Below are 24,580 nucleotides of genomic sequence, written 5' to 3'. Positions count from 1 at the left end.
ACCAACCGAAAGATGACAGGATGCAGCCCGACCGTTCCGAAGGCGACGTCAATCTAGGGCCGCGACGGGCACGCTGGATGGCCGACGCGCTCGGCCCCAAATCCCGGGCGCTGGTGGACCGCGATGCCGACGCCTTTCTGAGACAGTCCCTGTCCACCCCCTGCCTGTCGGCGATCCGCCGGGCCGAGGGCATCTGGATCGAGGACATGGATGGCCGTCGCTTCATGGATTTCCACGGCAACAGCGTCCATCACATCGGCTACGCCCACCCAAGGCTGGTGGCGGCGCTGAAGGCGCAGATGGACGAGCTGTCCTTCGCCCCGCGCCGCTTCGCCTGCGAACCGGCGGCGGAGTTGGCGGAGCGGCTGGCCGCAATCGCTTCGACCGGTCCCGGCAGCCGCGTGCTGTTCGCGCCAGGCGGGTCGGAAGGGATCGAGATCGCGCTGAAGCTGGCCCGCGTCGCCACCGGCCGTTTCAAGACCGTCTCCTTCTGGGATGCCTTCCACGGCGCCGGCTTCGGTGCGTCCGGTGTCGGCGGGGAGGCGCTGTTCCGCTCGCACGGGATCGGTCCGCTGCTGGCGGGAACCGAGCATGTGGCGCCGTTCGCCTGTGCCCGCTGTCCCTACGGCTTCGACCCCGCCCCCGGCGGCGGTCCCGATCTCGCCACCTGCCGGATGACCTGCGCGCGCATGCTGCGCTATGTGCTGGAAAAGGAGGGCGACGTCGCCGCCGTGGTGGCCGAGCCGGTGCGCGCCGTCCCCTATGTGCCGCCTCCCGGCTTCTGGGCGGAGGTGCGGTCGGCCTGCGATGCGGCCGGTGCCCTGCTGATCTTCGACGAAATCCCGACCGGCCTCGGCAAGACCGGCAGCCTGTTCAGCCATGAGCCGTTCGGCGCCCGGCCGGACATTCTGGTGCTGGGGAAGGCGCTTGGCGGCGCCATGCTGCCTCTGGCCGCGGTGATCGCCCGCTCGGCACTGGACGTCGCCGCCGACCGTGCGCTCGGCCATTACACCCACGAAAAGAACCCGCTGCTCGCCCGCGCCGGCCTGACCACCCTGGACATCATCCGGGATGAAGGGCTGGTTGACCGCGCCGCGGCATTGGGCACCCATGCGCTGGATCGCCTGCGTGAGCTGACCGCGGCCCTGCCGGGGATCGCCGACATCAGGGGCGCCGGACTGCTGATCGGGGTGGAACTGGCCGACCATGACGGCCGCAGCGGTGCGGATCGGGCGGAGGCTGCCTTCTACGCGGCACTCGCCGCCGGTGTCAGCCTGAAGATCTCGCAGGGAACGGTTCTGACCCTATCCCCACCCCTGATCATCGAAAAAACCGATCTGGATCGGGCTCTGGCAATCGTCGTACGGGCGATCGCGACAACGGCATGATGACGCTTTCGTGAATTCTCAAGAGCTTAAGCAACCATCCCATCGCGATGGTGGATGTTCGACCGGTTGCTATGGACCGGACCCTGGCTGGCGTTGGCCGCGCCAGGCTCCCGGCGTCCGGCAACCAAATGAGGCCGGCCGTGAGGGACACCACACTGCCCCCCAGCGTGCCATCGTCGCGCCGCCTGATGATCCTCCTGACCGGCTTCCCCGTCGTGACATATTTCTCAGACGCGGGGGACGACCTCGCTTCCCCTCGCGGCAATAGCCACCGGACATGCCGTGTGCTGAATGCCGTTTGAAAGACCGAGTCATCATCCTCATAAACTCGGCCTGCATTCCGCGCGCTCAGCCAGCCTGCAACGTCCCGACAAAGCGGTCGACCTGCGCCTGGAGTTCATGGACGCCGCGTTCCAGGTCCTGAATGCCGCCATGCAGGGTCGCAGCGGCGGTCCCGTTGCGCTGCGCGGAGTCGGCAACGGTGTGAACGTTCAGGCGCAGGCGCTCGGTCCCCTGGGCAGCCTGCTGGACCGCACGGCTGATTTCCGTCGTCGCCGCATTCTGTTGTTCGACGGCTGCAGCAATCGACGCACTGATGCTGTTCAACTGGTCCATGACGCGCGAGATATCGCCGATCTTGCCGGCGGCATCCCCGGTCGATGCCTGGATCGCTCCGATCAGGACGGAAATCTCCTCCGTCGCCTTGGCGGTCTGACCCGCGAGATTCTTCACCTCGGTTGCCACCACCGCGAAGCCCTTGCCGGCCTCGCCCGCCCGGGCCGCTTCGATGGTGGCGTTCAGCGCCAGCAGGTTGGTTTGCCCTGCGATGGAGGTGATGAGCGTCAGGACGTCTCCGATCCGCCCGGCATCGCCGACGAGCCGGTTCATGAGATCGACCGTGGCGGCGACCTGCCGGCTGGCACCCTGCAATTCGGCCTGCGAGCTTTGCGCCTGAATGGAGATCTCACGGATTGATGCGGCCAGTTCCTCCACAGCCGCTGCCACGGTCTGCACGCTGCTGCTGACCTCCTCCGATGTGTGGGCGACAGTCTGGCTGACCGTGGCGTTCTCGCCGGCGCTGGCGGCCACCTCGCCAACCGACAGGCCCATGGAGGAGGATGTCCTGTTGACGTCCGTCAGCAGGCGTGCGACGTCGCGGTCGAAGGTTTCGGCGACCGAGGCCAGCGCATGCTGCCGCTGCCGTTCGGCTTCCTCGCGCAGGTGCAGCTGCTCGGCTTCCAGCCGGCGCCGCTCGATGGCGTTTTCCCGGAAGCTCTGTACGGCGAAGGCCATCTTGCCGACCTCGTCCTCCCGTCCGGTGGCCGGAACGTCGACGTCGGTTTCGCCGGCGGCAAGTGCACTCATCACGCGGGTCATCTGTGCGATCGGACGGGTGACGGTTCGGACGATGGCGCCGAGGACGCCGCAGATCACCAGGACCGCCAGCAGAGCGGCCAGCGCGATGATCGCTGTGGTCGTGCGGATGTCGTTCTGGATGCGCTGGGTCGACAGCCTGACTTGGAGCGTTCCGATCTCCGTCGCTTTCGCGCCTTCGCTGCGCGTTACGGGAGCTGTGCCCATGATTCCGGCTTCGGACTGCGAGACCGTGGCGCCGTGCGAGGCGAAGACCTTGCCGTCCTTGTCCTTGATGGAACTGCCGACATAGTCGGGATCGGCCGACAGTGCCGCAAGCAGAGCCGACGCCGCATTGCCATCCATGTTCCACAGGGCCTCGCCGGCCCCGCCGGCAAGAGCCGTCGCGATCATCTGCGCCCGTTCCGTAAGCCCATTGCGGGCAACGGCCATGTTCATGTAGGCGACGCCCGTCATCGCGGCGAGGGCAAGAGCGACGAAGAGGGCGGCGATCGGAAACAGAACGCGGACTGTAAGATTGCGGCGGTAGAGTCCGAACATCGCTACTCCTTTTGACGCGGCAGCCCCGGCGACGCGGGGATCCAATCCATCATCTTCGGGACTGCCCCTGTCTCCGGGATCGCAGTGGGGGCTGACGGGCGGATGCCGCTATTGCGTGAGGGCCGACAGGTGCTGCTTCTGGAGGGTGCCGATGTCGATCTTCTTCAGCCCTTCGGCAAAGATCGCAGCCCACTTTTGCCCTTCCGGTTTTGTATTGAAGGCGACGTGAAGCGTCTTCGCTTCGAGAAGCGGGCCGAATTCAACCTTGTCCTGAAGAGGCTTCAGTTCTGCGGTGTTGCGCATCAGGTAGGAGAAGACATAACGGTCGATCTCCGCAGCCTCGATCCGGCCGGCGGCGACCTTGCGGATGTTGGTGGTATCGTCCACCACCGCTTCCGGCTTCAGGCCGTTTGCCGCGATGGCGTCGCCCACCGGCTTGGCATTCACATAGCCATTGACCACGCCCAGCTTCAGGCGGGCCAAGCCGGTGGGGCTGGTGTCGGCGATCCTGGCACCGGCCGGAACGATCAGACCGAGCGGGCTGTCGCCGATCGGGCCGGAAAGGGCGAAGCCATCGAGATCCGCCGGATATTCCGGAAAGTACCCGACGATGCCGGGCTCTTCCTTGGCGCTGTGGACGGCGCGCTGCCAGGGCAATACGTCAATGCTGACCGTATGCCCCATCGCTTTGAACGCTTCGCGGACCACGATGCTCGAGAAACCATTGTCCGGCAGAGAACCGGAATAGGGGGGCCACTCCAGCGTCGTCAGGCGAACCGTATCCGCCTTGGCTCCTGCGGCGGACGCCAGGACGGTTCCGGCCAGGAAAAGAGTAAGACCTATCAGTCTTCCAATCACGGCAATACTCCTTGGACGGCCAGACCCCGGTTCCAGCACAGGACCGGAGGGCGGAGAGGCACGTTGTGAAAGGCGCTGTGACAATGTCGATTCCGCATCATTAATTGCCCGTTACCAATTTAATCCTCTTGAATATTTTCACGAAAAATTCACTGTTCATTTATTGTTTACGTGTTTGTGGAGGCAATTGCATTTTATTGTCGGTTTTATTTCGAAATTCCCCAAACCGTCATGTGATATTCATTCTGGCGCAAAGCAGGTCTGCGACAGTGCAGCCAAGTCGGTCCTGACGAGGTGAAGCCCGATGCCCTTCCTGCTGATCGTGCTGTTTGTCGTGGCGATGGTTTCACCCGGCCGGGCCTACATCCGGCGTCTCCATCACGACATCAAGCAGGATGACAGCAAAATCGCTATCCTTCCGCAGAATGGCATAGGCTTCCTCCGCTGATTTCGCGTGAGTCAGTTCCAGCCGGCGACCAAGGATCTCCAAGTCATGAAGCGAGTACGTGGTCGATGTATGAAGGGTCGTGAGCGGTTGCGCCGGGGAGGTCAGGCCGCAGACGGTTCCATCGCACCGGCCAGGATGAAGACACCCAGGGCGATGATTGCGATGCCGAGCAGTGCGGACGGGGCCAGGGCCTCACCGAACAGCCACCAGCCGCCGATGGCGGCACCGGCCATGCCGAACCCCGCCCAGACCGAATAGACGAGCGAGATAGGGAAACGCTGGAGGGACACGGACAACAGCCAGAAGGACAGGGCATAGCCGACGGCGACGATCACCATCGGGCCGATCCGGGTCATTCCGTCGGCGGCCTTCAGCGCAATCGTGGCGGTGATTTCCGCCAGGATCGCGAGGCCGAGAAGCCCATAGGCGCCGGCCGCGGTCATGCCGCCACAGAATCCGGCTGAACCGAATTTTCCTGAACCGCGGGGGCTTCGTCGAACATGCCGAGATCGTCGGCGAACTGGTCGAGAATCGAGAGGTTGGCGGGGGCCGACAGGCAGGCGGGCAGATAGTCGGACAGCGTTGGCGGCAGGGAAAAGCCCTCCGCGGTCAGCCGCTCGTTGGCGAAGACGACGCCGAGCGTGCTGAACTGGTAATAGGCGCGCATCGCCCGCAGCATCGCCAGCTTGATCGGCTGGTCGAGGCCGAAGACCGCCTGGAACCGTGCCCGCAGCGTCTTCCAATCGCCGTCGTCGAACCGGCTGTAGCAGCGGGGGCCGCCCTGGGGATCGCAGCGTTCGAAGGCGGCGGCCAGGCTGTCCCAGCTCGTGCGCTTCGCCTCGCCGGCCGAGAGATGATAGACGTCATGGGCCAGCGTCGGCTTGGCCAGAAGCCCGACCAGAACCTCGGCGGTCCAATCGACCGGAACCACGTCGATGCCGCCCGCCAGCTCGCCCGCCACCAGACGCAGCCGGTCGCCGGCACGGAACATCCAGAAGATACTGCTGCTGGGGATGCAGCCGAGCGTCCGGTGCCCGGTGACGATAGAGGGGCGCACCATGACGACGGGCAAATCGGCAAACTCCTGCCTGAGCATGGTCTCGGCGGCAACCTTGGTCCGGGTATAGGGAACGAGGTGTTGCGCCGCCTCCGCCGGTGCATCGGATTCCCGGACCACCGGCGGCGGGTTGCCCCCGCAGATCATCGCGGTTCCGCCATAGAGGAAGCGATGCAGATGCGGCATGCGCCGCGCCCGCACCGCGAGCGCCCGAGTGCCCTCGACATTGATCCGATGGCAAAGCTCCTGCGCACGGAAGGAGGTGTCGGCGGCGAGATGCAGGATGTGGGTCACGCCATCCAGACGCCCGTCTTCCAGGCTTGCCGGATCGGTGATGTCGCCGACGACGATCTCGACCCGCCGAATGGCCTTGCAGGCCGCTTCGGCGCCCATGAAGCGGCCCAGGTTTTCGGCAAGCCGGGCACGGGCCTGTTCCTCCCCCTTGCCCCGCACGAGACAAATCCAATGCCAATCCGGATCGTGGGAGAGGCCGTGGGCGAGAACGGCGCCGCCGATGAAGCCAGTCGCGCCGGTCAAAAGAACAGTCGTCATCCGTATCGAGTCCTTGAGGGAAGGAGGCTGCGTCGCATCGCATCGCATCGCGGCGACTGCGGCTTGCCGGAAACCTTCCATCGCTCCGTGCAGATTTCATGGAGCTTCGATCAAGGCCGGGTCGGCTTGCGCATTTCACCCCCCGGTCCACCGTCTCTGCACGATCTCGACAATCGATGGACGGTCCCTCCACGACCGGATGGCACTTGGTTCGGGCAGATAGCCCGGGGACATTCGATGGTTTCGCTTGCTCGACAAAATCTTGTGCATGAATGGAGGCGGTTCGCCGCAGCGATCCTGACGCTGGCCTTCTCCGGTCTGTTGATCCTCGTGCAGGTCGGCTTGCTGCTGGGCCAGCTCGACGCCTTCACCCTCCCGCTCACGCGGTCGAAAGCCGATCTGTGGATCACCGCCCCGAACATCCAGAGTTGGGACCAGTCGACCGTCGTTCCGGCCCGTGTCGAAGGGCTGTTCTGGTCGCACCCTGCCGTTCTGGATGTTCATGAGATGAGTCTCGGATACACCGACTGGCGGACCGGGGATGGCGCGCGGCAGAACGTCATGATCGTCGGCGTCAACATCCGGCCTGGCGCGCTCAGCGGGCTTGACGGCATTGCGGCGGACACGCTGGCGGTCCTGTCGGCTCCCGAGACGGTGCTGGTGGACCAGGCCGACGCGGCCAAGCTGGGGGCAACCATCGGCGGCACCGCGGAGATTGCCGGAAGGCGGGTGACCATCGGCGGTTTCGTTCGCGGATTCCGCAGCAATCTCATGCCGCTCGTCTTCACCTCGGCCGAGTCGCTCCGGCGGATCAACGCGGACTGGACCAGCAGCGGGCCTCCGTATTTCCTGTTGAAGCTCGATCCCCGCTTCGATGTCGAACAGGTCCGGCAGGACTTGGAAGCCGCCGGCGGGGTGCAGACCTATGGCGTCGCGACGCCGGAGGAGCTGACGGCAAAGTCCGCCCTGTTCTGGCTGGAGGAGTCGGGGGCTGGAACCTCGTTCGGCTTCTCCATGCTGCTGGCGCTGTTGGTCGGCGTCGGCGTGACCGGCCAGACCCTGCGCGGCGCGGTGATCGCCTCGCTGAAGGAATATGCGACGCTGCGCGCCCTCGGCGTCACGGTCGGCCAACTGCGCGCCATCGTCCTCGAACAATCCCTGTGGGTCGCTCTTGTCGGCAACCTCCTGATGTTCGTCATCGCCGGCCTGCTCAGCGGGCTGGCCTGGGTCATGGGGATTCCGCTGGTTCTGACCTGGTGGCTCGGCGGCATCACCACCCTGTTCGTCACCGCCATCGCCTGTCTGTCTGGACTGGTCGCCCTGTCGGTGCTGTACCGCAGCGAACCGGCCGATCTGCTGCGATAGGAGAACAACAATGCTCGTTTCCTCGGACACGCCGGCGCTCTTCGCCCGGGGCCTTTACAAATCCTACAGCAGCGGCGACAGCCGGATGGACATCCTGAAGGGGATCGACCTGTCGGCGCGGTGCGGCGAGCTGACCCTCTTGATGGGACCGTCCGGCTCCGGCAAATCCACGCTGATGGCGGTGCTGGCCGGCCTGTCGCGTCCCGACCGCGGCACGGTCAGCATTCTGGGCCAACCGATCGACGATCTCGGCGAGGCAGACCTCACCGCCGTGCGCCTGCGGCAGTGCGGCTTCATCTTTCAAAGCCCCAACCTGTTCGGCGCTTTGAGCGCCCTGGATCAGGTGCGGCTGGTTCTTCAGCTGACCGGCGCCCCGGCGGCGGACATCGACAGCCGCGCGTGGGAGAGCCTGAAGGAGGTCGGGTTGAGCGACCGGGCCCATCTCAAGCCTTCGGCCATGTCCGGCGGCGAGAAGCAACGGGTGGCCATCGCCCGTGCCTTGGTCAAGCAACCGACCCTGCTGTTCGCCGATGAACCGACCTCCGCCCTGGATCGCACCAACGGCGATCTGGTGATCCGCATCCTGCGCAGGATCGCCCACCGCAACGGGGCGGCGGTCCTGTGCGTGACCCACGACAGCCGTCTGGCCGGCCATGCCGACCGCATCGTCACCATCGACGACGGGCGGATCGTGAGCGACGAACGGCCGGAAACGCCGGACACCTTCCATCATCGGGACATTGAACATGCTGCGTCCTAAGCGCCTGATGCTGGGCGGACTGGCGGTGATCGCCATTGGATCCTGCATCGGGCTGGCCGTCTCCACCGGACTGACTGATGAGCTGTCCGGGGCCGGTTCGGGAGACCAGGAAATTCTGTCGGTGGAGGCGCCGGTCGCGGCGGCCGGTCGCGGCCGGATCGATGTCGAAGGCGGCATGATCCAGATCGCCGCCCAGCGGGACGGCGTGATCTCTGCGATCTTCGTGTCCGAAGGCGCCGACGTGCGGGCCGGCGATCTGCTGGCGCGGCAGGACGACCGGGCGGCCCGCGCCACGCTGGACGAAGCCCGTGCCGCCCTTGCCGAAACGGAGGCCCGCTTTGCTGTTATGCGGGTCCGTGCCGCCGCCGCCCGCCGCGAACGCGACCGGCTCGACCGCCTGCGCCGGGATGGCGCCGAAGCGGTCAAGCTGGTCGACGAGGCCCAGAGCCGCCTGGAGGAAGCCGAGGCCGATCTGGACGTCCACAAGGCGGCGATCCGCCTCGCCCAGGCACGGCTGGCGACCGCGGACATGGAGATCGCCCAGCGCGAGATCCGGGCGCCGGTCGATGGACGGATCGTCCGGCTCCAGGCCCGGCCGGGCAGCGGCGCCTCGACCCTCAGCGTCTCCACCCTGTTCACGCTGGTGCCCAACGAGCGCTTCATCTTCCGTGTCGATGTCGAAGAGCGGCTGATGCGGCAGGTCCATGCCGGCCAGCCGGTGACGGTCACGCTCGACAGCACGCCCGAGCCGCTGTCCGGCGAGGTCCTGCGCATCGGCGAGATCCTCGGGCAGCGGAAGATCGACCCGAGCGATGCCACGCAGCGTGTCGACGAGCGCGTGGTGGAGGTGGTGGTCGCCCTGTCGGCCCGCGCCGGCCAACGCTTCCTGATCGGACAGCGCGGACTTGCGAAGTTCCTCACCGCCCGCCAGGTTCCCGGCGACGCACGGCCGGAGACGCCGTCGCTGCGGACCCCGAAGGAGGTCCGGGGATGACCGCTCCGTCGAAGCCTCATCGCCGGGCCGCGGCCCTTGCCGCCGTCTGCGCCGTTGCCCTGCTATCGGGTTGTTCGCTGGCCCCCCTTTACGAGCGGCCCGCAGCGCCGATCCCCGCCAGCTATCCGGTTGCGGCACAATCGTCCGATCCCCGGTCGGCCAATCAGCCGGAGCCGGGAGGCAAGGCGGCATCCGTCCTCCGCAGCACGGCCTGGTGCACGCAATTCCCCGAACCCGTGCTGAGGCGCCTTGTCGCGGCGGCGCTTGAGCACAACCGCGATCTGAAACTGGCGGCGGCACGGGTCGTGGAGGCGCGGGCTCTGCATGGCATCCAATCGGCCTCCCGCCTCCCCACCGTCGCCCTGGAGGCCACGACCACCCATCCGGCGAGAAACAACGAGTCCGCCCATCAGGCGGGAGTCACCCTGGCTGCCTATGAGCTGGATTTCTTCGGCAAGGCCCAGAGCCTGTCCGATGCGGCCCTGCACGAGTATCTGGCGACGGAGCAGGCGCAGAGGGCGGCGAGGATCAGCGTGGTGGCCGAGGTGGTGCGGGGCTATGTGCTGGAGCGCGCGGCGGCGGCCCGTGTCGAGCTTGCGCGGCGTGCCGTCGCGTCGCGGACGGCGGCGGTCGCCTTGCTGACGCGGCGCGTCGCGGCCGGCGTTTCCTCCCCGCTGGAGCTGGAGCAGGCCCGGTCGCTGGTCGGGGCGGCCGACGCCGACCTGATCGAGCAACAGCTGGTCCATGCGCGCGCCGAACAGGCCCTGGCCCTGCTGACCGGCTATGGCGACAGAGGTGGAACCGAGGATGCGCCGCCCTTCACCGCCGCCGCCTTCGGTGCGGGATGGGGGGTGATGCGGGCCGGCCTGCCGTCCGAACTGCTGACGGCGCGTCCCGACATCGTCGCGGCGGAGCAGCGGCTCCAGGCCGCCAACGCCCAGATCGGCGCTGCCCGCGCCGCCTTCTTCCCGTCGATCCGGCTGACGGGAATGGGAGGTGTCGCCTCCGGTGAACTCAGCAGCCTTTTCACCGCCGGCAGCGCTGCGTTGCAGGTCGTTCCCCAGGTGAGCCTGCCGATCTTCGACGGCGGGCGGAACCAAGCCAACCTGGATCTGTCGCGGGCGCGCGAAAACTCCGCCGTCATCGAATATGAGCGGACCATCCAGACGGCGTTCCGCGAGGTGTCCGATGCCCTGGCCGGGCAGGCGTCTCTGGAGCGCGATATCGCGGCCCGCACCGCCCTGCGCGAGGTCGAGGCACGTCGCCGCACGATGACGATGAACCGGTATCTGGCCGGCGCGGTCGGTTACCTGGAGGTCCTGGACGTCGAACGCAGCCTGTTCGCCGCCGACCAGGCGCTGCTGGACGCCAAGCGGGCAAGGCTGGAGACTGCCGCATCCCTTTACCGCGCCCTGGGCGGCTGTCCGGCGGTTTCCGGATAGGTCGGGCCCGTCATTCTGCGAACGGCGCGACAGTCTCTGCACGTTCTCCACGGAACCTCCATAAAGCGGCGCTACCATGAGCCTCACGGCCGAAATCTGGAGTTGGAAATGAGCGTGCTGGTGTTGGTTGTGGAGGACGAGCCCGACGTTGCCCGGATCATCACGGGGTATCTCGACCGTGAGGGGCTGCGGACGGTCCGGGCGGAGAACGGGCAGATCGCCCTCGATCTGCATCATCAGCTGCAGCCCGACATCGTGCTCCTCGACGTCAAGATCCCCAAGCTCGACGGCTACGAGGTTCTGGCGGCGATCAGACGGCGCGGCGATACCCCCGTCATCATGGTCACGGCGCTCGACGAGGACCTCGACAAGCTCCAGGCGCTGCGGATCGGTGCCGACGACTACATCGTCAAGCCGTTCAACCCGCTGGAGGTGGTTGCCAGGGTCAAGGCGGTCCTGCGTCGCGCGATGGGCCGGAGCGACATCGCGGTGCTGCGGGTCGGTCCGCTGGAAATCGACCTGACGGCCCATGCCGTCGTCGTCGAAGGCGCCGACGGCCGGGTCCGCATCGACCTGACGGCGACGGAGTTCCGCATCCTGTCGCATATGGCCCGCCAGCCCACGCGCGTTTTCAGCCGCGCCGACCTGATCGACGCCTGCCTGCCGGAAGGCAACACGCTGGAGCGGACCATCGACACGCACGCCAGCAACATCCGGCGCAAGCTCCATGCCGCCGGAAACCTTACTCTCTTCGAGAGCATCAGGGGCGTCGGCTATCGGCTGTCGACCATTCCATGAAAGCGGCCAAGTCATTGAACCGGCAGCTGGTTGCGTCCATGGCGGGGGTGACCGGGCTGGCGCTCATCATCATGTGCGCCGGGTCCTTCCTGTTCTACGAGTTCGTCTATTTCCGGTTTTGGGCACCCGAGGGGTTGGAGGGCCTTCCCGAACCGGACAGCTACTGGCCGACGACGCCGGAGTGGGTCGCCTTCCTTGGGCTGTGGGCCATCGGACTGGGAGGGGCAATCGTTGCGGCGATGCGCTTCGCCCGCCGGCTCATCCAGCCGCTGGAGGCGGTCGCGACGGCGGCGCGGCGGGTTGCCGCGGGCGATCTGAGCGCGCGCGCCGCGCCGACGAAGGCGTCGTTCGCCGAAACCCGCCAGTTGATCGAGGATTTCAACCACATGGCCGGGCAGCTGAACCGGGCGGAAACGGAGATGCGGGCGTGGCATGCCGCCATCGCCCATGAGCTGCGCACGCCCCTGACCATTCTGCGCGGCCAGATCCAGGGGTATGTCGATGGTGTCTTCACACCCGACACGCCGTCGCTCCAGGGGTTGCTTGTCCAGGTCGAGGGGCTGAGCCGGATCGTCGACGACCTGAAGGTTCTGACCCTGGCGCAGAACGGGCGTCTCGAACTGAGGCTTGAGACCATCGACCTTGCCCAGGAAGTCGCCTCGGTGGTGGCCGTCACCGCGCCCATGTTGCGAATGGCCGGCGTGTCGGTCCATGTCGATCTTGGATCGGTGGTGATCCGCGGCGATGGTGCCCGCATCCGTCAGACCCTGACCGCACTGCTCGACAATGTCCGGCGCTACGCCGCCCCTTGCGAGGTTCGCATCGAAACCCGTGTGACCCGCGACCATGCCATCCTGCGGGTCTGCGATCACGGTCCCGGCTTGCCGAAGGGGGCGGAGACCCAGGTCTTCGACGCCTTCTGGCGGAGCGACGCGTCACGTTCGCGGGAGAGCGGCGGCAGCGGCCTGGGCCTGGCGGTGGTGCAGGCCATCGCACAGGCCCATGGCGGCGTTGCGGTGGCCATGGCATCGGAACCGCAAGGCGTTACCTTCGAGATCCGCTTACCGAAACTCTGACCATACACCCGCAAGCATGCTGCCCGGCGCTCGGCAGGTCCGGCGCCGGACGAGCTGCCTTGCGCCCGCCTCGGCGCCAGGCAAAACCTACAGTTCGACCAGAGATGACCTATGGTAGATAGACGTCAGGAATTCGAGGAGTCTTCACGACGATCTTGCAGCGAAGCACGTTTCCGTGCGCCGCGTGCCTGGTCTGTTCAAGGCCTATGCCGCCCGCCTGATCTTGCTGCTCGTCCTGATCGTTGCGTCGTCGGCTTTGGGCATCGCCTCGCCTTTCCTGTTGCGCGCCATCATCGATGACGCGCTGCTGAACGGCGATCTCGGGCTTTTGGCACGTCTCGCCGGCAGCCTGATCGCCCTTGCCTGTTTCGGAGCCTTGATCGGTGCCCTTCAGGTGGCGATCACGTCAAGGGTCGGACAGGCGATCATGCATGACCTGCGGGTGCGGGTTCATGCGCATCTGCAAGCCCTGTCCCTCGGCTTCTTCACGACGACGCGGACGGGCGAGGTGCAGTCCCGCATTGCCAGCGACATCGGCGGCCTGCAGGCGCTCGTCACTCACACCGCAAGCGAGCTGACGCGCAACGTCAGCACGGTGGTGATGACGACGATCGCCATGCCCGGCCACCTTCTTGCCCGGCTCTACGATGTGGATGCGGGCTCGACCTGCTACGACGGCGTCGATGTTCGCGATCTGAGTTTTCAGGCGTTGACGACATGCTCGGCATGGTCACCCAGGAACCGTACCTGCTCAATGCGACCATCGCCGACAATCACCATCGTCCACCGGCTCTGCGCGGTCCGACATGCCGATCCGATCGTTGTGATGGATCATGGGCAACTCGTCGAGCAGGGCGGACATGATGAGTTGCTCGCACTCGGCGGCGTCCATGCCGAAATGGTCCGCTCGTCGCTCCTCCCGGTTCGATCCATCTGCCATGGGTCGTGTATCCAAGATGTCGATCAACGCGAACTCCCCGTGTCTCCGAACGGCTGCGGCATGAACTCTGGCGCTGTGCCGACGATGATCCTTCACTCAACTGAGCACCGAGGATCGTTCGAGCGTCCGGTCCGATCCTCACAAAAACGATAGGCCGAATGTCACTCATCACACGGCATCTTGCCCTTGGGACCGTCACGAGCCTGGCGCGGGGCCGCGCGCCTTGCTCGGCATCCGGCCGAACTGGGCCTTGAAATCGCGCGAGAAATGCGCGGTGTCGGCGAACCCGCAGTCGAACGCGATGTCGGTGATCGAGCGGCGCGTGTTCTCCAGCAGCCAGCGCCCGTAATCCAGCCGCAACCGGCGCTGGAAGGCCGCCGGCGACACGCCGAGCGCCGCCTGGAAGGCGCGCTCCAACTGCCGGGCACTCACCCCGACATAGCGGGCGATGGCCTCGACCGACGGCGGGGAATCGAGCCGCTGCTCGATGAAATGCGACGCCTGCCGGACGCGGATGTCGGCGATGCCGTCCAGGTTGGCATAGAAATGGGCCTGCGGCAGCGCGGCGGACCGGATGTCCTGCAGCATCATGTGGCGGACCGCCTGCCGCGCCTTCTGGCCCCCGCAATGCCGGCCGACGAGATAGAGGCCGAGATCGATGGCGGCGGTCGATCCCGCGCAGGTGATCAGGTCGCCTTCGTCGATGAACAACTGGTCGACCGCGGCGTTGACGGTCGGGAAGCGCTCGCGGAAGGCGTCCAGGACGTTCCAATGGACGCACACCCGACGGCTGCCGACAAGACCCGCATGGGCGATGGCGAAGGTCCCGGTGCAAACGCCGAGCAGCCGGACGCGGCCGGACACCGCCCGCCGCAGATAGTCGGTCAGCCGCGCCGGCTGGACATCGTTCAGGTAATCGTTGCCGCCGCAGACGGCGACATAGTCGAAGGAGGTCGGATCGCGCAGATCCTCGTTCGGCGTGACCAGCACGCCGCAGCTGGACCGCCGGGCCTGTCCGCCGACGCTCATCACCGTCCAGCTGGCGTCGATCTGCCGGCTGCGCCCGCCGAGGTCGGCGGCCAGCCGGACCGCGTCGATCAACCCCGAAAAGGCGGTCAGCGTGAATTGATCCAGAAGGACGAAGCCGATCCGCAGGCGGGGGACCGTGCCGGAGACCATGGCTGGGTCCGCGCCGGGAGGGGATCGGGTGCCGGGGTGTTCGCTGCTCATGTCGGAATTATTCAAGCATCCGTCCGCATTCTTCTATCGGAAAAAGCCGCCCCCTGGCTAGCATCGACCCTGTTGCAAGGGTTTCACGCCCGCAAGGGCCGACATTGAGGGAGAGCGTCATGACTTCTCTGCGTGCTGCCACCTGTTGCGCCGCTCTGATGGCCGGTGCCGCCTTCGCCCCAATTGCCGCCACCCAGCCCGCCACCGCCCAATCCGCCGCCGCGCCGACCTCCCTGACCGTCGCCTGGTACGGCGGCAATTGGGGCGAGGCCTTCCGGAGCTGCGTCGCGGAGCCCTTCACCAAGGCGACCGGCATCAAGGTCGTGCCTGAGATCGGGACTTCGACGGTGACGCTGGCCAAGCTCCAGCAGCAGAAGGGCGCGCCGACCATCGACGTCGCCTGGATGGACGGCGGCATCAGCGAACTGGCGCAGGCCGCCGGCGTCACCGGCGCCATCGACCCGCAGGCCGTGCCCAACCTCGCGAAGGTCTCGCCCGAAGCGGTCTACAAGGCCGACGGCGCCGTCTTCGCGGTGGGAACCGGCTACTACTCGCTGGGCCTGACCTACAACACCCAGAAGGTCAAGACGCCCCCGGCCTCGTGGAACGATCTCTGGAACCCGGAATTCGCGGGCGCCGTCACCATCCCGTCCCCGGCCAACTCGTCGGGCGTTCCCTTCATCCTGTTCCTCAATAAGATCTGGGGCAACCCGGCCAACGACCTGTCCAAGACCTTCGCGAAGCTGAAGACCCTCGACACCGCGCTCTACTTCGACAGCTCGGGCGCCGCCTCCAACGCCTACCAGAGCGGCGAGGCGATCGTCGGCGCCCATTTCAGCGTCGGCGCCTGGGATCTGGCGGACAAGGGCCTGCCGATCGGCTTCGTCGTTCCCAAGGAAGGCGTGTGGGCGACCGACGCGCGCCTGCATCTGGTGAAGGGCACGCCCCGCGCGGCCGAAGCCGCACGCTTCATCGACACCGCCCTGACTCCGCAAGCCGCCACCTGCCTCGCCGAGAAGCTCTATCTCGGCCCGTCCGTGCAAGGCGTCTCCGTGGCGCCGGACATCGAGCGCAAGCTGCCCTGGGGCGTCGGCGGATCGGTCAAGAACCTGCAGCTCTTCAACTGGGCCGACATCAACCGCGACCGGGGCGCGATCACCGACGCCTGGAACCGCGAACTCGCGCGCCAGTAAGGGGGACGAGGCATGCCCCCGGCCCTGCTGTCCATCCGCGATCTCGGCAAGCATTTCGGTGGATTCCACGCGCTCAAGGGCGTCTCGCTGGAGGTTGAGCATGGCGAGTTCATCGCCCTGCTCGGTCCCAGCGGCTGCGGCAAGACCACGCTGCTGCGCTGCATCGCCGGTTTTCTCACCCCCGATTCCGGCGACATCCGGATCGGCGGCGACAGCGTGACGCGGCTGCCGCCACACCGGCGGCCCCTGAACACGGTCTTCCAGAACTACGCGCTGTTCCCCCACATGAGCGTCCTCGACAACATCGCCTACGGCCCCCGCCGGCACGGGGTTTCGCGGGGCGAGGCGGCGGAGCGCGCGGCGCAGGCGCTGCAACTGGTCGGGCTGGAGGCGCTGGGTGCGCGGTACCCGCGCGAGCTGTCCGGGGGACAGCAGCAGCGCGTCGCCCTGGCGCGCGCGGTGGTCAACCGGCCCAAGCTGCTGCTTCTGGACGAACCGCTGAGCGCGCTCGACATGAAGCTGCGCAAGCGGATGCAGATCGAGCTGAAGCATCTGCAGGAGAAGCTGGGCATCGCCTTCGTGTTCGTCACCCACGACCAGGAGGAGGCGATGAGCATGGCCGACCGGATCGTCGTGATGAATCGCGGCCTGATCGAGCAGGTCGGGTCGGGGACGGCGGTCTACGCCACGCCGGCAACGCGCTTCGTCGCCGAATTCATCGGGGAAGCGAATTTTCTGCCCGGTGCCGCGGACGGCGACGGCGGGCTTCGGCTGGCCTTCGGGACGGCGGCGGTTCCTCATCCTGGTCCCGGCGCCAGCACAGGCATCGGCATCGGTGCCGGGCAGAGCCGCACCGGCGTGCTGCGGCCCGAGCATCTGGAGCTTCTCGACCGCGCCGACGCCCCCGGTTTCCTCACCGAACGCGGCATCGTCGAGGACGTGATCAACACCGGCGGCCAGACCTTGGTGATGGTCCGGGTCGGCGACGCCCTGCTGGCGAGCCGCCGCCTGGGCATGCCGGGCGCCGGCCTCGGCCGGGGAACCCAGGTCGTCGTCGGCTTCCGACCGGAGCATCTGCACGTCGTCGCCGGCGAGCCGGCGCCATGACCGCCGCCCTGACCGGCGACCCCGCGACGGTCCCCGCCGCCGCGCCGCCCACCGCCCTACGCCGCGCCCTGCCGTTGCTGGCCGCCCCCGTCGCCTTCTTCGTGGCCTTCTTCGCCGTGCCGATGGTCGTCGTGCTGTCCTCCAGCCTCATGGCCGGCGGCGCGCCGTCCCTGGCGAACTACGCCCGCGTGCTGCTCGACCAGTATCACTGGGACGTCCTGGCGGTGACCTTCCGGATCGCCGCGCTGACCACGCTGGCCGTCACGCTGCTGGGATATCCGCTGGCCTATTATCTGGTGCGGGTGGTGTCGTCGAACGCCTTGCGGCGAAGCTGCGTCATCCTGCTGCTGCTGCCGCTGTTCACCAGCAACATCGTCCGCTCCTTCGGGTGGATGATCCTGCTCGGCCGCAACGGTCTGGTCAACGACACGCTGGTCGGGATCGGGCTGCTGGACCGGCCGGTCCGCTTCCTCGGCACCGAGACGGGCATCGTGATCGGCCTCGTCTATATCCTCCTGCCCTTCATCGTCCTGGCAGTCGGCAACGCGCTGGCCACTGTGGATCCGACGCTGGAGGAGGCCTCGGCCGATCTCGGCTCCAGCCCCTTCACCACCTTCTGGACCGTGACCTTCCCGCTGTGCCTTCCCGGCCTGATCGCGGGCGTGATCATGGTCTTCACGCTGGCGGCGAGCGCCTATGTGACGCCGGCCCTGCTGAGCGGCGGCAAGATCACCGTCTTCCCGATGCTGATCTTCCAGCAATACAGCACGGTGTTCGACGTCCATTACGGCGGCGCGCTCAGCATCACCCTCCTGGTCGTCACGCTGGTGCTGGTGGCGCTGGCCGGGCGGATCGGCAACGGCGGAGGCAACCGGTCATGATCGCGCGCATTCTCCTGCGGATCGTCGCCTGGGCGGTGATGGCCTATCTGGTGCTGCCGCTCGTGGTCATCGTCGGCGCGTCGCTGACCGCCACCAGCTATCTCGCCTTCCCGCCGCAGGGCCTTACGCTGGACTGGTACGGGCGGATGCTGGCCGACACCTCCTACGTGGCGGCCTTCGGGATTAGCACGGCGCTGGCGCTGGCGGCCACGGCAGGGGCGGTGCTGCTCGCCCTGCCGGCGGCCCTGGCCATCGCGCGCTACGATTTTCCGGCCAAGCGGACGCTGCTGTCGCTGCTGATGTCGCCGCTGGTGCTGCCGCACGTGGTGCTGGGCGCGGCCCTGCTGCAATATTGCGCTGCCCTGGGCCTGATGCGCAGCTTCGCGGCCCTGCTGGTCGGCCATGTGGTGATCGTGACGCCCTTCGTGCTGCGCTCCGTCCTGCCGCAATTGACGCCCGAGCAGCGCGCCCTGGAGGAGGCTTCGGCCGATCTCGGCGCCCGGCCCTTCGAGACTTTCCTGCTGGTGGTCCTGCCGCAGATCCGCGGCGGACTGACGAGCGGGGCGATCTTCGCCTTCATCTCGTCCTGGATCAACGTCGAGCTCAGCATCTTCAACACCACCGCCGAGCTGACGACGATCCCGGTCAAGCTGTTCAACTATGTCCAGTACACCATCGACCCGGTCATCGCCGCAGTCTCGTCGATCACCATCGCGGTGGCGGCGGTCACCATCGTTCTTCTCGACCTGACCGTGGGGCTCCACGTGCTGTCGAAGCGGCGCTGACCCCGTCCCGGTCCTCCATCCCCTTTCTTCCCGCCAACACCCCGAGAGGCCCCAAGTCATGCGCAAGCAAGACGTGTTCGACGTTGTCTACACCCATACCGAGGGTGAGCCGCTCTGCATCGTCCACAGCGGCATTCCCTATCCTCCCGGCTCCAGCATCCTGGAGAAGCGCCAGTTCCTGGAAACCCACTACGACTGGCTGCGCTGCGCCCTGATGCGCGAACCGCGCGGGCACAAGGACATGTTCGGTGTCTTCCTGACGCCCCCGTCCGGTCCGGATGCCGACGCCGGGCTGATCTACATCGACGGCACCCAGTATTCGCACATGTGCGGGCACGGCACGATTGCGGTGGCCATGGCCATGGTGGCGCTGGGGCTGGTCCGGCGCGGCGAGGGCGACCGCACCACCATCCGCTTCGAGACCACCGCCGGCCTCGTGGTGGCCGAGGTGGCGACGGACGGCGACGCCGTGCTGTGGACCCGGTTCGAGAATGTGCCGGCCTATGTCGCAGCCCAGGACGTGGCTTTCGAGCTGCCCGAGATCGGCCCCCTGAAGGCCGACATCGTGTGGGGCGGCAATTATTTCGGCATCATCGACCTGACCGGCACCGCGCTCCGCATCGGTCCGGAGAACGGCACGGCGCTGTCGCGCTACGGCGTGCTGGCGCGCGAGCAGCTGCGCCAGAAGGTTGCCATCCAGCACCCGGCCTCGGCCCACATCAACAACTTCAACTTCGTGACCTTCTGGCATGAGCCGACCATCGAGGGCGCCTTCTACAAGAACGTCCATGTGTTCAGCGCCGGCCAGCTGGACCGCTCGCCGGGCGGCACCGGCACCAGCGCCATGATGGCGATGTTCGAGGCGCGCGGCAAAATGACCATCGGCCAGACGATCCGCTCCGAGGGCTTGCTGGGCAGCGGTACCTTTGAAGGCTGCCTGCTCGGCGAGACCCGCCTGAACGGCGTGCGCGCGGTGCGGCCGACCGTCAAGGGCACCGCCAGCATCCTGGGGACGGCCCGCTGGGTCATCGACCGCAACGACCCTGTCGGATCGGGTTTCCTCGTCGCCTGATAAAGCCGGCGGCAGCCCCGGTCCATTGGAACCTGGGCTGCCGCCGATCGACGTTGGGGCACAGTTCGGTTCCGTCAGGTCTCCCTCGGTGAGCAGCTGCTAGCTTGGCTTCCCAAGCATGCCGGCCAGCGCCTGCATGAAGCGGTCTGCGGCCTCAAGCTGCGACGCTTCGATGAACTCGTCAGGCTTATGGCCCTGTTCCATCGACCCTGGGCCGCAGACGATGGTCGGGTAGCCCGCCCGGCTGTAATGGCCGGCCTCGGTGGTATAGGCGACGACGGCGCTGTCGTTGTCGCCGGTGATTCGCCGTACGATCGCAGCGATGTCGGAGCCGGGGTCGGCGACGAGTCCGGGGGTATCGCAGAACACGGAAAACGTGATCCCGGTTTCAGGAGCGACGGCGCGCATCTCCGGCTCCAGCACGTCGCGGCAATAGCGTTCGACGGATTGCAGGATGCGATGGGGATCCTCGGTCGGCAGATGGCGGATCTCCAGGTCGAACCGGCAATCCCGCGGCACGATGTTGAAGGCGGTGCCGCCTTGCACCGTGCCGACATGCAGCGTGGTCGAGGACGGGGCGAAGCGGTGGTCGAACGGCCCCTCCTTGTATCGCCGCTCGGTCTCCCGCCGGACGAAATCGATGACCCTGGCGGCATACTGGACGGCATTGACGCCCTCCGGGGCCATTGAGCTATGACATTCCAGACCGCGAACATGCCCGCGGGCACACAGGATGCCCTTATGTCCGACCACCAGCTTCATCATGGTCGGTTCGCCGACGATGCAGGCGGCCGGTCGGATACCGAGCCGGTCGATCGCCTCCAGCAGGCTCGGCATACCGAGGCAGCCGATCTCCTCATCGTAGGAGAAGGCGAGATGCACCGGTCGGTCGAGCGCCGCCGCCTTGAAGCGCTCCACCGCATTCAGCGCGACCGCGATGAACCCCTTCATGTCGGCGGTGCCGCGGCCGTAGAGCCTGCCGTCGCGTTCGGTCAGGGTGAAAGGATCGCTGGTCCAGGGCTGGCCGTCCACCGGCACCACGTCGGTATGGCCGGACAGCACGATGCCGCCGTCGCGGTCGGGGCCGATGGTCGCCCACAGATGTGCCTTGGTCCCGGTCCCGTCACGAATCACCTCGGAACGGATGCCGTGCTGCTCCAGGTAGCCGCGAACCCAGTCGATCAAAGCCAGGTTGGACGTCGAACTGACCGTGTTGAAGCCGACCAGATGGGCCAGGATGTCTCTGCTCGTCATGACACTCTCCGATAACAGTGCGGCTTGGCAGCCATCGCCCGTGGCCATCCCGGGGGTCATCCCAGGGGTCATCTCCAACGTCATCCCGAAGTCATGACGGCTTCTTGCCGCGGCCATTCCGCGCAACGATCTCGCCGACGATGCCGCGGCGGAAGACCAGCACGCAGACGACGAAGATGCAGCCGATCACCACCGGCACCGGCAGGCTGGTGGAGGCGAGATAGCTTTCCAGCGTCACCACCAGCCCGGCACCGACCACCGGCCCGAACAAAGTGCCCATGCCGCCCAGCAGCGTCATCAGCACCACCTCTCCCGACATCTGCCATGTCACGTCGGTCAGGCTGGCGAGCTGGAACACCAAAGCCTTGGTGCCGCCGGCAAGCCCTGCCAGCGAGGCCGACAGCACGAAGGCCACCAGCTTGTAGCGGTCGGTGCGGTAGCCGAGCGACACCGCCCGCGGCTCGTTCTCGCGGATCGCCTTCAACACCTGGCCGAAGGGCGAATGCACCGTGCGCCAGATCAGGGCGAAGCCGGCGACGAAGATCGCCAGCACGGTGTAGTACATGGTCAGCGGCTGGCCGAGGTCGAACAGCCCGAACAGGGTGCCGCGCGGCACGCCCTGGATGCCGTCCTCGCCATGGGTGAAGGGAAGCTGGAGCGCCAGGAAGAACACCATCTGGCTCAGCGCCAGCGTGATCATGGCGAAATAGATGCCCTGGCGGCGGATGGCGATCAGGCCGAAAACCAACCCCATCAGGCCTGCGGCCGCGGTGGCGGCGAGCAGCCCGAACTCCGGCGCCCAACCCCATTCCTTCACCGTGTGGGCGGCGATGTAGGCCGCACCGCCGAAGAAGGCGGCATGGCCGAAGCTGAGCAGGCCGGCGAAGCCGATCAGCAGGTTGAAGGCGCAGGCGAACAGCGCGAAGCACAGCACCTTCATCAGGAAGACGGGATAGAGCGCATAGGGCGCCAGGACTGCCAGCAGCAGCCCGGCCCCGGCCAGCAGGATCTTCGGCGAGCCGCCATACATGACGATACCTTCGTGCAGTGTGTCCCTGGTTTGCATGGTCATGGCTTATCTCTCCCGTCCGAACAGACCGGCCGGCTTCACCATCAGCACCACGGCCATGATGACGAACACGACGATGTTGGAGGCCTCGGGGTAGACCACCTTGGTCAGCCCCTCCAGCAGTCCCAGCCCGAGCCCGGTGAGGATGGCGCCGAGGATCGAGCCCATGCCGCCGATCACCACCACCGCGAACACCACGATGATCAGGTTCGACCCCATCAGCGGCGACACCTGGTAGATCGGTGCGGCCAGCACGCCGGCCAGACCGGCCAGCGCCACGCCGAAGCCGTAGGTCAGCGACACCATCACCGGCACATTGATGCCGAAGGCCTGCACCAGCGTCGGGTTCTCCGTCGCCGCCCGCAGATAGGCCCCGAGCTTGGTCCGCTCGATGGCGAACCAGGTGCCGAGGCATACCAGAAGCGAGGCCACCACCACCCAGCCGCGGTAGGTCGGCAGATACATGAAGCCGAGGTTGGTGCCGCCCTTCAGCAGGTCGGGGATCGGATAGGGCTGGCCCGACACGCCATACTGGTGGCGGAAGGCGCCCTCGAAGATCAGCGCCAGCCCGAAGGTCAGCAGCAGCCCATAGAGATGGTCGACCTTGTAGAGCCGGCGCAGCATGGTGCGCTCCAGCACCAGCCCGACGGCGCCGACCGCCAGCGGCGCCAGCACCAGCGCCCCCCAATAGCCGACGCCGGCATAGCTCAGCAGCAGCCACGCCACGAAGGCGCCGACCATGTACAAGGCGCCATGCGCCATGTTGACGACGTTGAGCATGCCGAAGATCACCGCCAGCCCCAGGCTGAGCAGCGCATAGAAGGAGCCGTTGATCAGGCCGAGCAGAAGCTGGCCGAACAGGGCTTGCGGCGGAATGCCGAACAGGTGCGACATCGGACGGTCCTCTCCCGCTCACACGCCGAGATAGGTGTGCAGCTTGTCCATGTTGGCGTGGAGCTGGTCGTTGGGGATCATGTCGACCACATGGCCTTCCTCCATCACGTAATGGCGGTCGGCGATGGTGGCGGCGAAGCGGAAGTTCTGCTCGACCAGCACGATGGTGAAACCGCGCGCCTTGAGCGCCCGCACCGCGACACCGATCTGCTCGATGATGACCGGAGCCAGACCCTCGGTCGGCTCGTCCAGCAGGATCAGATTGGCGCCGGTGCGCAGGATGCGGGCGATGGCCAGCATCTGCTGCTCGCCGCCCGACAGCCGCGTGCCCTGGGTCGAGCCGCGGCCCTTCAGGTTGGGGAACAGCTCATGGATCTGCGGGACCGTCATCCCGCCTTCCTTGACCACCGGCGGCAGCGTCAGGTTCTCGTCCACGCTGAGGCTGGAGAAGATGCCGCGCTCCTCCGGCACATAGCCGATGCCGAGGCGGGGGATCTTGTGCTGGGCCATGCCGATCAGCTCGGTGCCCTGGAAGCGGATCGAGCCGGTGCGCTTGCCCATGATGCCCATGATGGCGCGCATGGTCGAGGTCTTGCCGGCGCCGTTGCGGCCCAGCAGCGTCACCACCTCGCCCTGCCGCACCTCCAGGCTGACGCCGTGCAGCACATGGCTCTCGCCATAGAAGCCGTGCAGGTCGGCGATCTCCAGCATCGCCGTTCCCACTTGGGCGGTCTTGGTGTTCATCCCGTCAGGCATGTCCGGTCCCCCCCGTGCCCATATATGCTTCCATCACCTGCGGGTTCTTCGAGACGACCTCGTAGGGCCCCTCCGCCAGGATCTCGCCGCGGCGGAGCACGGTGATGGTGTCCGACAGGTGGGCGACGACCGACAGATTGTGCTCCACCATCAGAACGGTGCGGTCGGCGGCGACGCGCTTGATCAGGGCGGCGGTGCCTTCGATGTCCTCATGGCCCATGCCGGCCAGCGGCTCGTCGAGCAGCATCACCTCCGGGTCGAGCGCCAGCGTGGTGGCGATCTCCAGCGCGCGTTTGCGGCCATAGGGCAGCTCGGCCGCCAGATGGCCGGCCCAGGGGGTGAGGTTCACCGCCTCGATCAGCTCCAGCGCCCGGTCGTGCAGGTCGTAGAGCGACGATTCGGACTTCCAGAAATGGAAGCTGGTGCCGAGCGGCCGTTGCAGCGCGACACGGACATTCTCCAGCACGCTCAGATGCGGGAAGACGGCCGAGATCTGGAAGGAGCGGACCAGACCCATCAGGGCGATGTCGGCGGGCTTGGTGCGGGTGATGTCGCGGCCCTTGTAGAGGATCTGGCCGCGGGTGGGGGTGAGGAACTTGGTCAGCAGGTTGAACACCGTGCTCTTGCCGGCGCCGTTCGGGCCGATCAGCGCGTGGATGGTGCCGCGGCGAACCTGGAGGTTCACATCCCGAACCGCCACGAAGCCCTTGAACTCCTTCGTCAGACCACGCGCTTCCAGGATGATGG

Annotated in this window: 24 protein-coding genes; 14 read left to right on the top strand and 10 right to left on the bottom strand. The window is 66.9% G+C overall.

Translation table 11 applies throughout. The features are described 5' to 3' along the window. Positions 1-20: 20 nt before the first annotated feature. Positions 21-1,388 (top strand): aspartate aminotransferase family protein, encoded by a 1,368-nt coding sequence (locus ACWPN8_RS16055; protein WP_492241417.1) that lies wholly within the window; start codon positions 21-23, stop codon positions 1,386-1,388. A 348-nt stretch (positions 1,389-1,736) separates the two neighbouring features. On the opposite strand, the gene ACWPN8_RS16050 is transcribed toward ACWPN8_RS16055, so the two are convergent. Beyond that, positions 1,737-3,302 carry a methyl-accepting chemotaxis protein gene (locus ACWPN8_RS16050; protein WP_492241416.1) on the bottom strand — a complete coding sequence of 522 codons (1,566 nt, stop codon included), beginning with the start codon at positions 3,300-3,302 and terminating at the stop codon, positions 1,737-1,739. Between the two features lie 108 nt (positions 3,303-3,410). Next, a complete protein-coding gene (locus ACWPN8_RS16045; protein ID WP_492241415.1) occupies positions 3,411-4,160 on the bottom strand; it encodes a substrate-binding periplasmic protein in 750 nt (249 codons plus the stop codon). Between the two features lie 304 nt (positions 4,161-4,464). Between ACWPN8_RS16045 and ACWPN8_RS16040 the strand changes: the two genes are divergently transcribed. Beyond that, complete coding sequence (locus tag ACWPN8_RS16040; protein WP_492241414.1) at positions 4,465-4,608, top strand: hypothetical protein; 144 nt, start codon at positions 4,465-4,467, stop codon at positions 4,606-4,608. A gap of 101 nt (positions 4,609-4,709) precedes the next feature. Here ACWPN8_RS16040 and ACWPN8_RS16035 read toward each other — a convergent pair whose 3' ends face one another. Both ACWPN8_RS16035 and ACWPN8_RS16030 read right to left on the bottom strand, forming a co-directional pair. Beyond that, entirely contained in the window at positions 4,710-5,051 is a 342-nt protein-coding gene (locus ACWPN8_RS16035) for a DMT family transporter (RefSeq protein ID WP_492241413.1), read from the bottom strand. Beyond that, a complete protein-coding gene (locus tag ACWPN8_RS16030) occupies positions 5,048-6,217 on the bottom strand; it encodes an SDR family oxidoreductase (RefSeq protein ID WP_492241412.1) in 1,170 nt (389 codons plus the stop codon). The genes ACWPN8_RS16035 and ACWPN8_RS16030 overlap by 4 nt, the downstream gene beginning before the upstream one ends. A 237-nt stretch (positions 6,218-6,454) precedes the next feature. Between ACWPN8_RS16030 and ACWPN8_RS16025 the strand changes: the two genes are divergently transcribed. The 7 genes from ACWPN8_RS16025 (at position 6,455) to ACWPN8_RS15995 (ending at position 13,745) form a co-directional block, all read left to right on the top strand. Beyond that, positions 6,455-7,582, top strand: coding sequence for an ABC transporter permease (locus tag ACWPN8_RS16025; protein WP_492241411.1), 1,128 nt, complete (start codon positions 6,455-6,457; stop codon positions 7,580-7,582). A gap of 10 nt (positions 7,583-7,592) precedes the next feature. After that, a complete protein-coding gene (locus tag ACWPN8_RS16020) occupies positions 7,593-8,342 on the top strand; it encodes an ABC transporter ATP-binding protein (RefSeq protein WP_492241410.1) in 750 nt (249 codons plus the stop codon). Then, positions 8,329-9,336: an HlyD family secretion protein gene (locus tag ACWPN8_RS16015; protein WP_492241409.1), complete on the top strand. Its 1,008-nt coding sequence runs from the start codon at positions 8,329-8,331 to the stop codon at positions 9,334-9,336. The genes ACWPN8_RS16020 and ACWPN8_RS16015 overlap by 14 nt, the downstream gene beginning before the upstream one ends. Further along, on the top strand, positions 9,333-10,778 hold the full coding sequence (locus tag ACWPN8_RS16010) for an efflux transporter outer membrane subunit (protein WP_492241408.1): 1,446 nt from the start codon (positions 9,333-9,335) through the stop codon (positions 10,776-10,778). Before ACWPN8_RS16015 ends, ACWPN8_RS16010 begins: the two co-directional genes overlap by 4 nt. 108 nt (positions 10,779-10,886) lie before the next feature. After that, positions 10,887-11,576 carry a response regulator gene (locus ACWPN8_RS16005; RefSeq protein ID WP_492241407.1) on the top strand — a complete coding sequence of 230 codons (690 nt, stop codon included), beginning with the start codon at positions 10,887-10,889 and terminating at the stop codon, positions 11,574-11,576. 38 nt (positions 11,577-11,614) lie between these two features. Beyond that, positions 11,615-12,652 carry an ATP-binding protein gene (locus tag ACWPN8_RS16000; RefSeq protein ID WP_492241406.1) on the top strand — a complete coding sequence of 346 codons (1,038 nt, stop codon included), beginning with the start codon at positions 11,615-11,617 and terminating at the stop codon, positions 12,650-12,652. A gap of 175 nt (positions 12,653-12,827) precedes the next feature. Next, positions 12,828-13,745 carry an ABC transporter transmembrane domain-containing protein gene (locus ACWPN8_RS15995; protein ID WP_492241405.1) on the top strand — a complete coding sequence of 306 codons (918 nt, stop codon included), beginning with the start codon at positions 12,828-12,830 and terminating at the stop codon, positions 13,743-13,745. 42 nt (positions 13,746-13,787) lie between these two features. Here the strand turns inward: ACWPN8_RS15995 and ACWPN8_RS15990 are convergent, their stop codons facing one another. Next, entirely contained in the window at positions 13,788-14,771 is a 984-nt protein-coding gene (locus tag ACWPN8_RS15990; protein WP_492241404.1) for a GlxA family transcriptional regulator, read from the bottom strand. Between the two features lie 170 nt (positions 14,772-14,941). Between ACWPN8_RS15990 and ACWPN8_RS15985 the strand changes: the two genes are divergently transcribed. From ACWPN8_RS15985 to ACWPN8_RS15965, 5 genes are read left to right on the top strand one after another with little or no spacing between them, the layout of a single operon-like run. Beyond that, positions 14,942-16,015, top strand: a complete 1,074-nt coding sequence (locus tag ACWPN8_RS15985; RefSeq protein WP_492241403.1) for an ABC transporter substrate-binding protein — start codon at positions 14,942-14,944, stop codon at positions 16,013-16,015. 12 nt (positions 16,016-16,027) lie between these two features. Continuing rightward, positions 16,028-17,122, top strand: a complete 1,095-nt coding sequence (locus tag ACWPN8_RS15980) for an ABC transporter ATP-binding protein (protein WP_492241402.1) — start codon at positions 16,028-16,030, stop codon at positions 17,120-17,122. After that, on the top strand, positions 17,119-18,003 hold the full coding sequence (locus tag ACWPN8_RS15975; protein ID WP_109445680.1) for an ABC transporter permease: 885 nt from the start codon (positions 17,119-17,121) through the stop codon (positions 18,001-18,003). Before ACWPN8_RS15980 ends, ACWPN8_RS15975 begins: the two co-directional genes overlap by 4 nt. Continuing rightward, entirely contained in the window at positions 18,000-18,788 is a 789-nt protein-coding gene (locus ACWPN8_RS15970; protein ID WP_492241401.1) for an ABC transporter permease, read from the top strand. Before ACWPN8_RS15975 ends, ACWPN8_RS15970 begins: the two co-directional genes overlap by 4 nt. Positions 18,789-18,846: 58 nt before the next feature. Further along, positions 18,847-19,860, top strand: a complete 1,014-nt coding sequence (locus ACWPN8_RS15965; protein WP_109445676.1) for a proline racemase family protein — start codon at positions 18,847-18,849, stop codon at positions 19,858-19,860. A gap of 99 nt (positions 19,861-19,959) precedes the next feature. Here ACWPN8_RS15965 and argE read toward each other — a convergent pair whose 3' ends face one another. The 5 genes from argE to ACWPN8_RS15940 form a co-directional block, all read right to left on the bottom strand. After that, positions 19,960-21,114, bottom strand: a complete 1,155-nt coding sequence (gene argE / locus ACWPN8_RS15960; RefSeq protein WP_492241400.1) for an acetylornithine deacetylase — start codon at positions 21,112-21,114, stop codon at positions 19,960-19,962. A 91-nt stretch (positions 21,115-21,205) separates the two neighbouring features. After that, positions 21,206-22,144 (bottom strand): branched-chain amino acid ABC transporter permease, encoded by a 939-nt coding sequence (locus tag ACWPN8_RS15955; RefSeq protein ID WP_492242092.1) that lies wholly within the window; start codon positions 22,142-22,144, stop codon positions 21,206-21,208. A 45-nt stretch (positions 22,145-22,189) separates the two neighbouring features. Beyond that, the gene (locus ACWPN8_RS15950; RefSeq protein WP_492241399.1) at positions 22,190-23,077 is read right to left on the bottom strand and encodes a branched-chain amino acid ABC transporter permease; all 888 of its coding nucleotides are present in this window, start codon (positions 23,075-23,077) and stop codon (positions 22,190-22,192) included. Between the two features lie 18 nt (positions 23,078-23,095). Next, complete coding sequence (locus ACWPN8_RS15945) at positions 23,096-23,833, bottom strand: ABC transporter ATP-binding protein (protein WP_492241398.1); 738 nt, start codon at positions 23,831-23,833, stop codon at positions 23,096-23,098. Next, the gene (locus ACWPN8_RS15940; RefSeq protein WP_492241397.1) at positions 23,826-24,578 is read right to left on the bottom strand and encodes an ABC transporter ATP-binding protein; all 753 of its coding nucleotides are present in this window, start codon (positions 24,576-24,578) and stop codon (positions 23,826-23,828) included. Before ACWPN8_RS15940 ends, ACWPN8_RS15945 begins: the two co-directional genes overlap by 8 nt. Positions 24,579-24,580 lie beyond the last annotated feature (2 nt).

Source organism: Azospirillum sp. UENF 112521 (genome assembly GCF_058780665.1).
The sequence above is the reverse complement of the archived record's forward strand: the minus strand, read 5'-3'. Positions and strand labels throughout refer to the sequence as shown.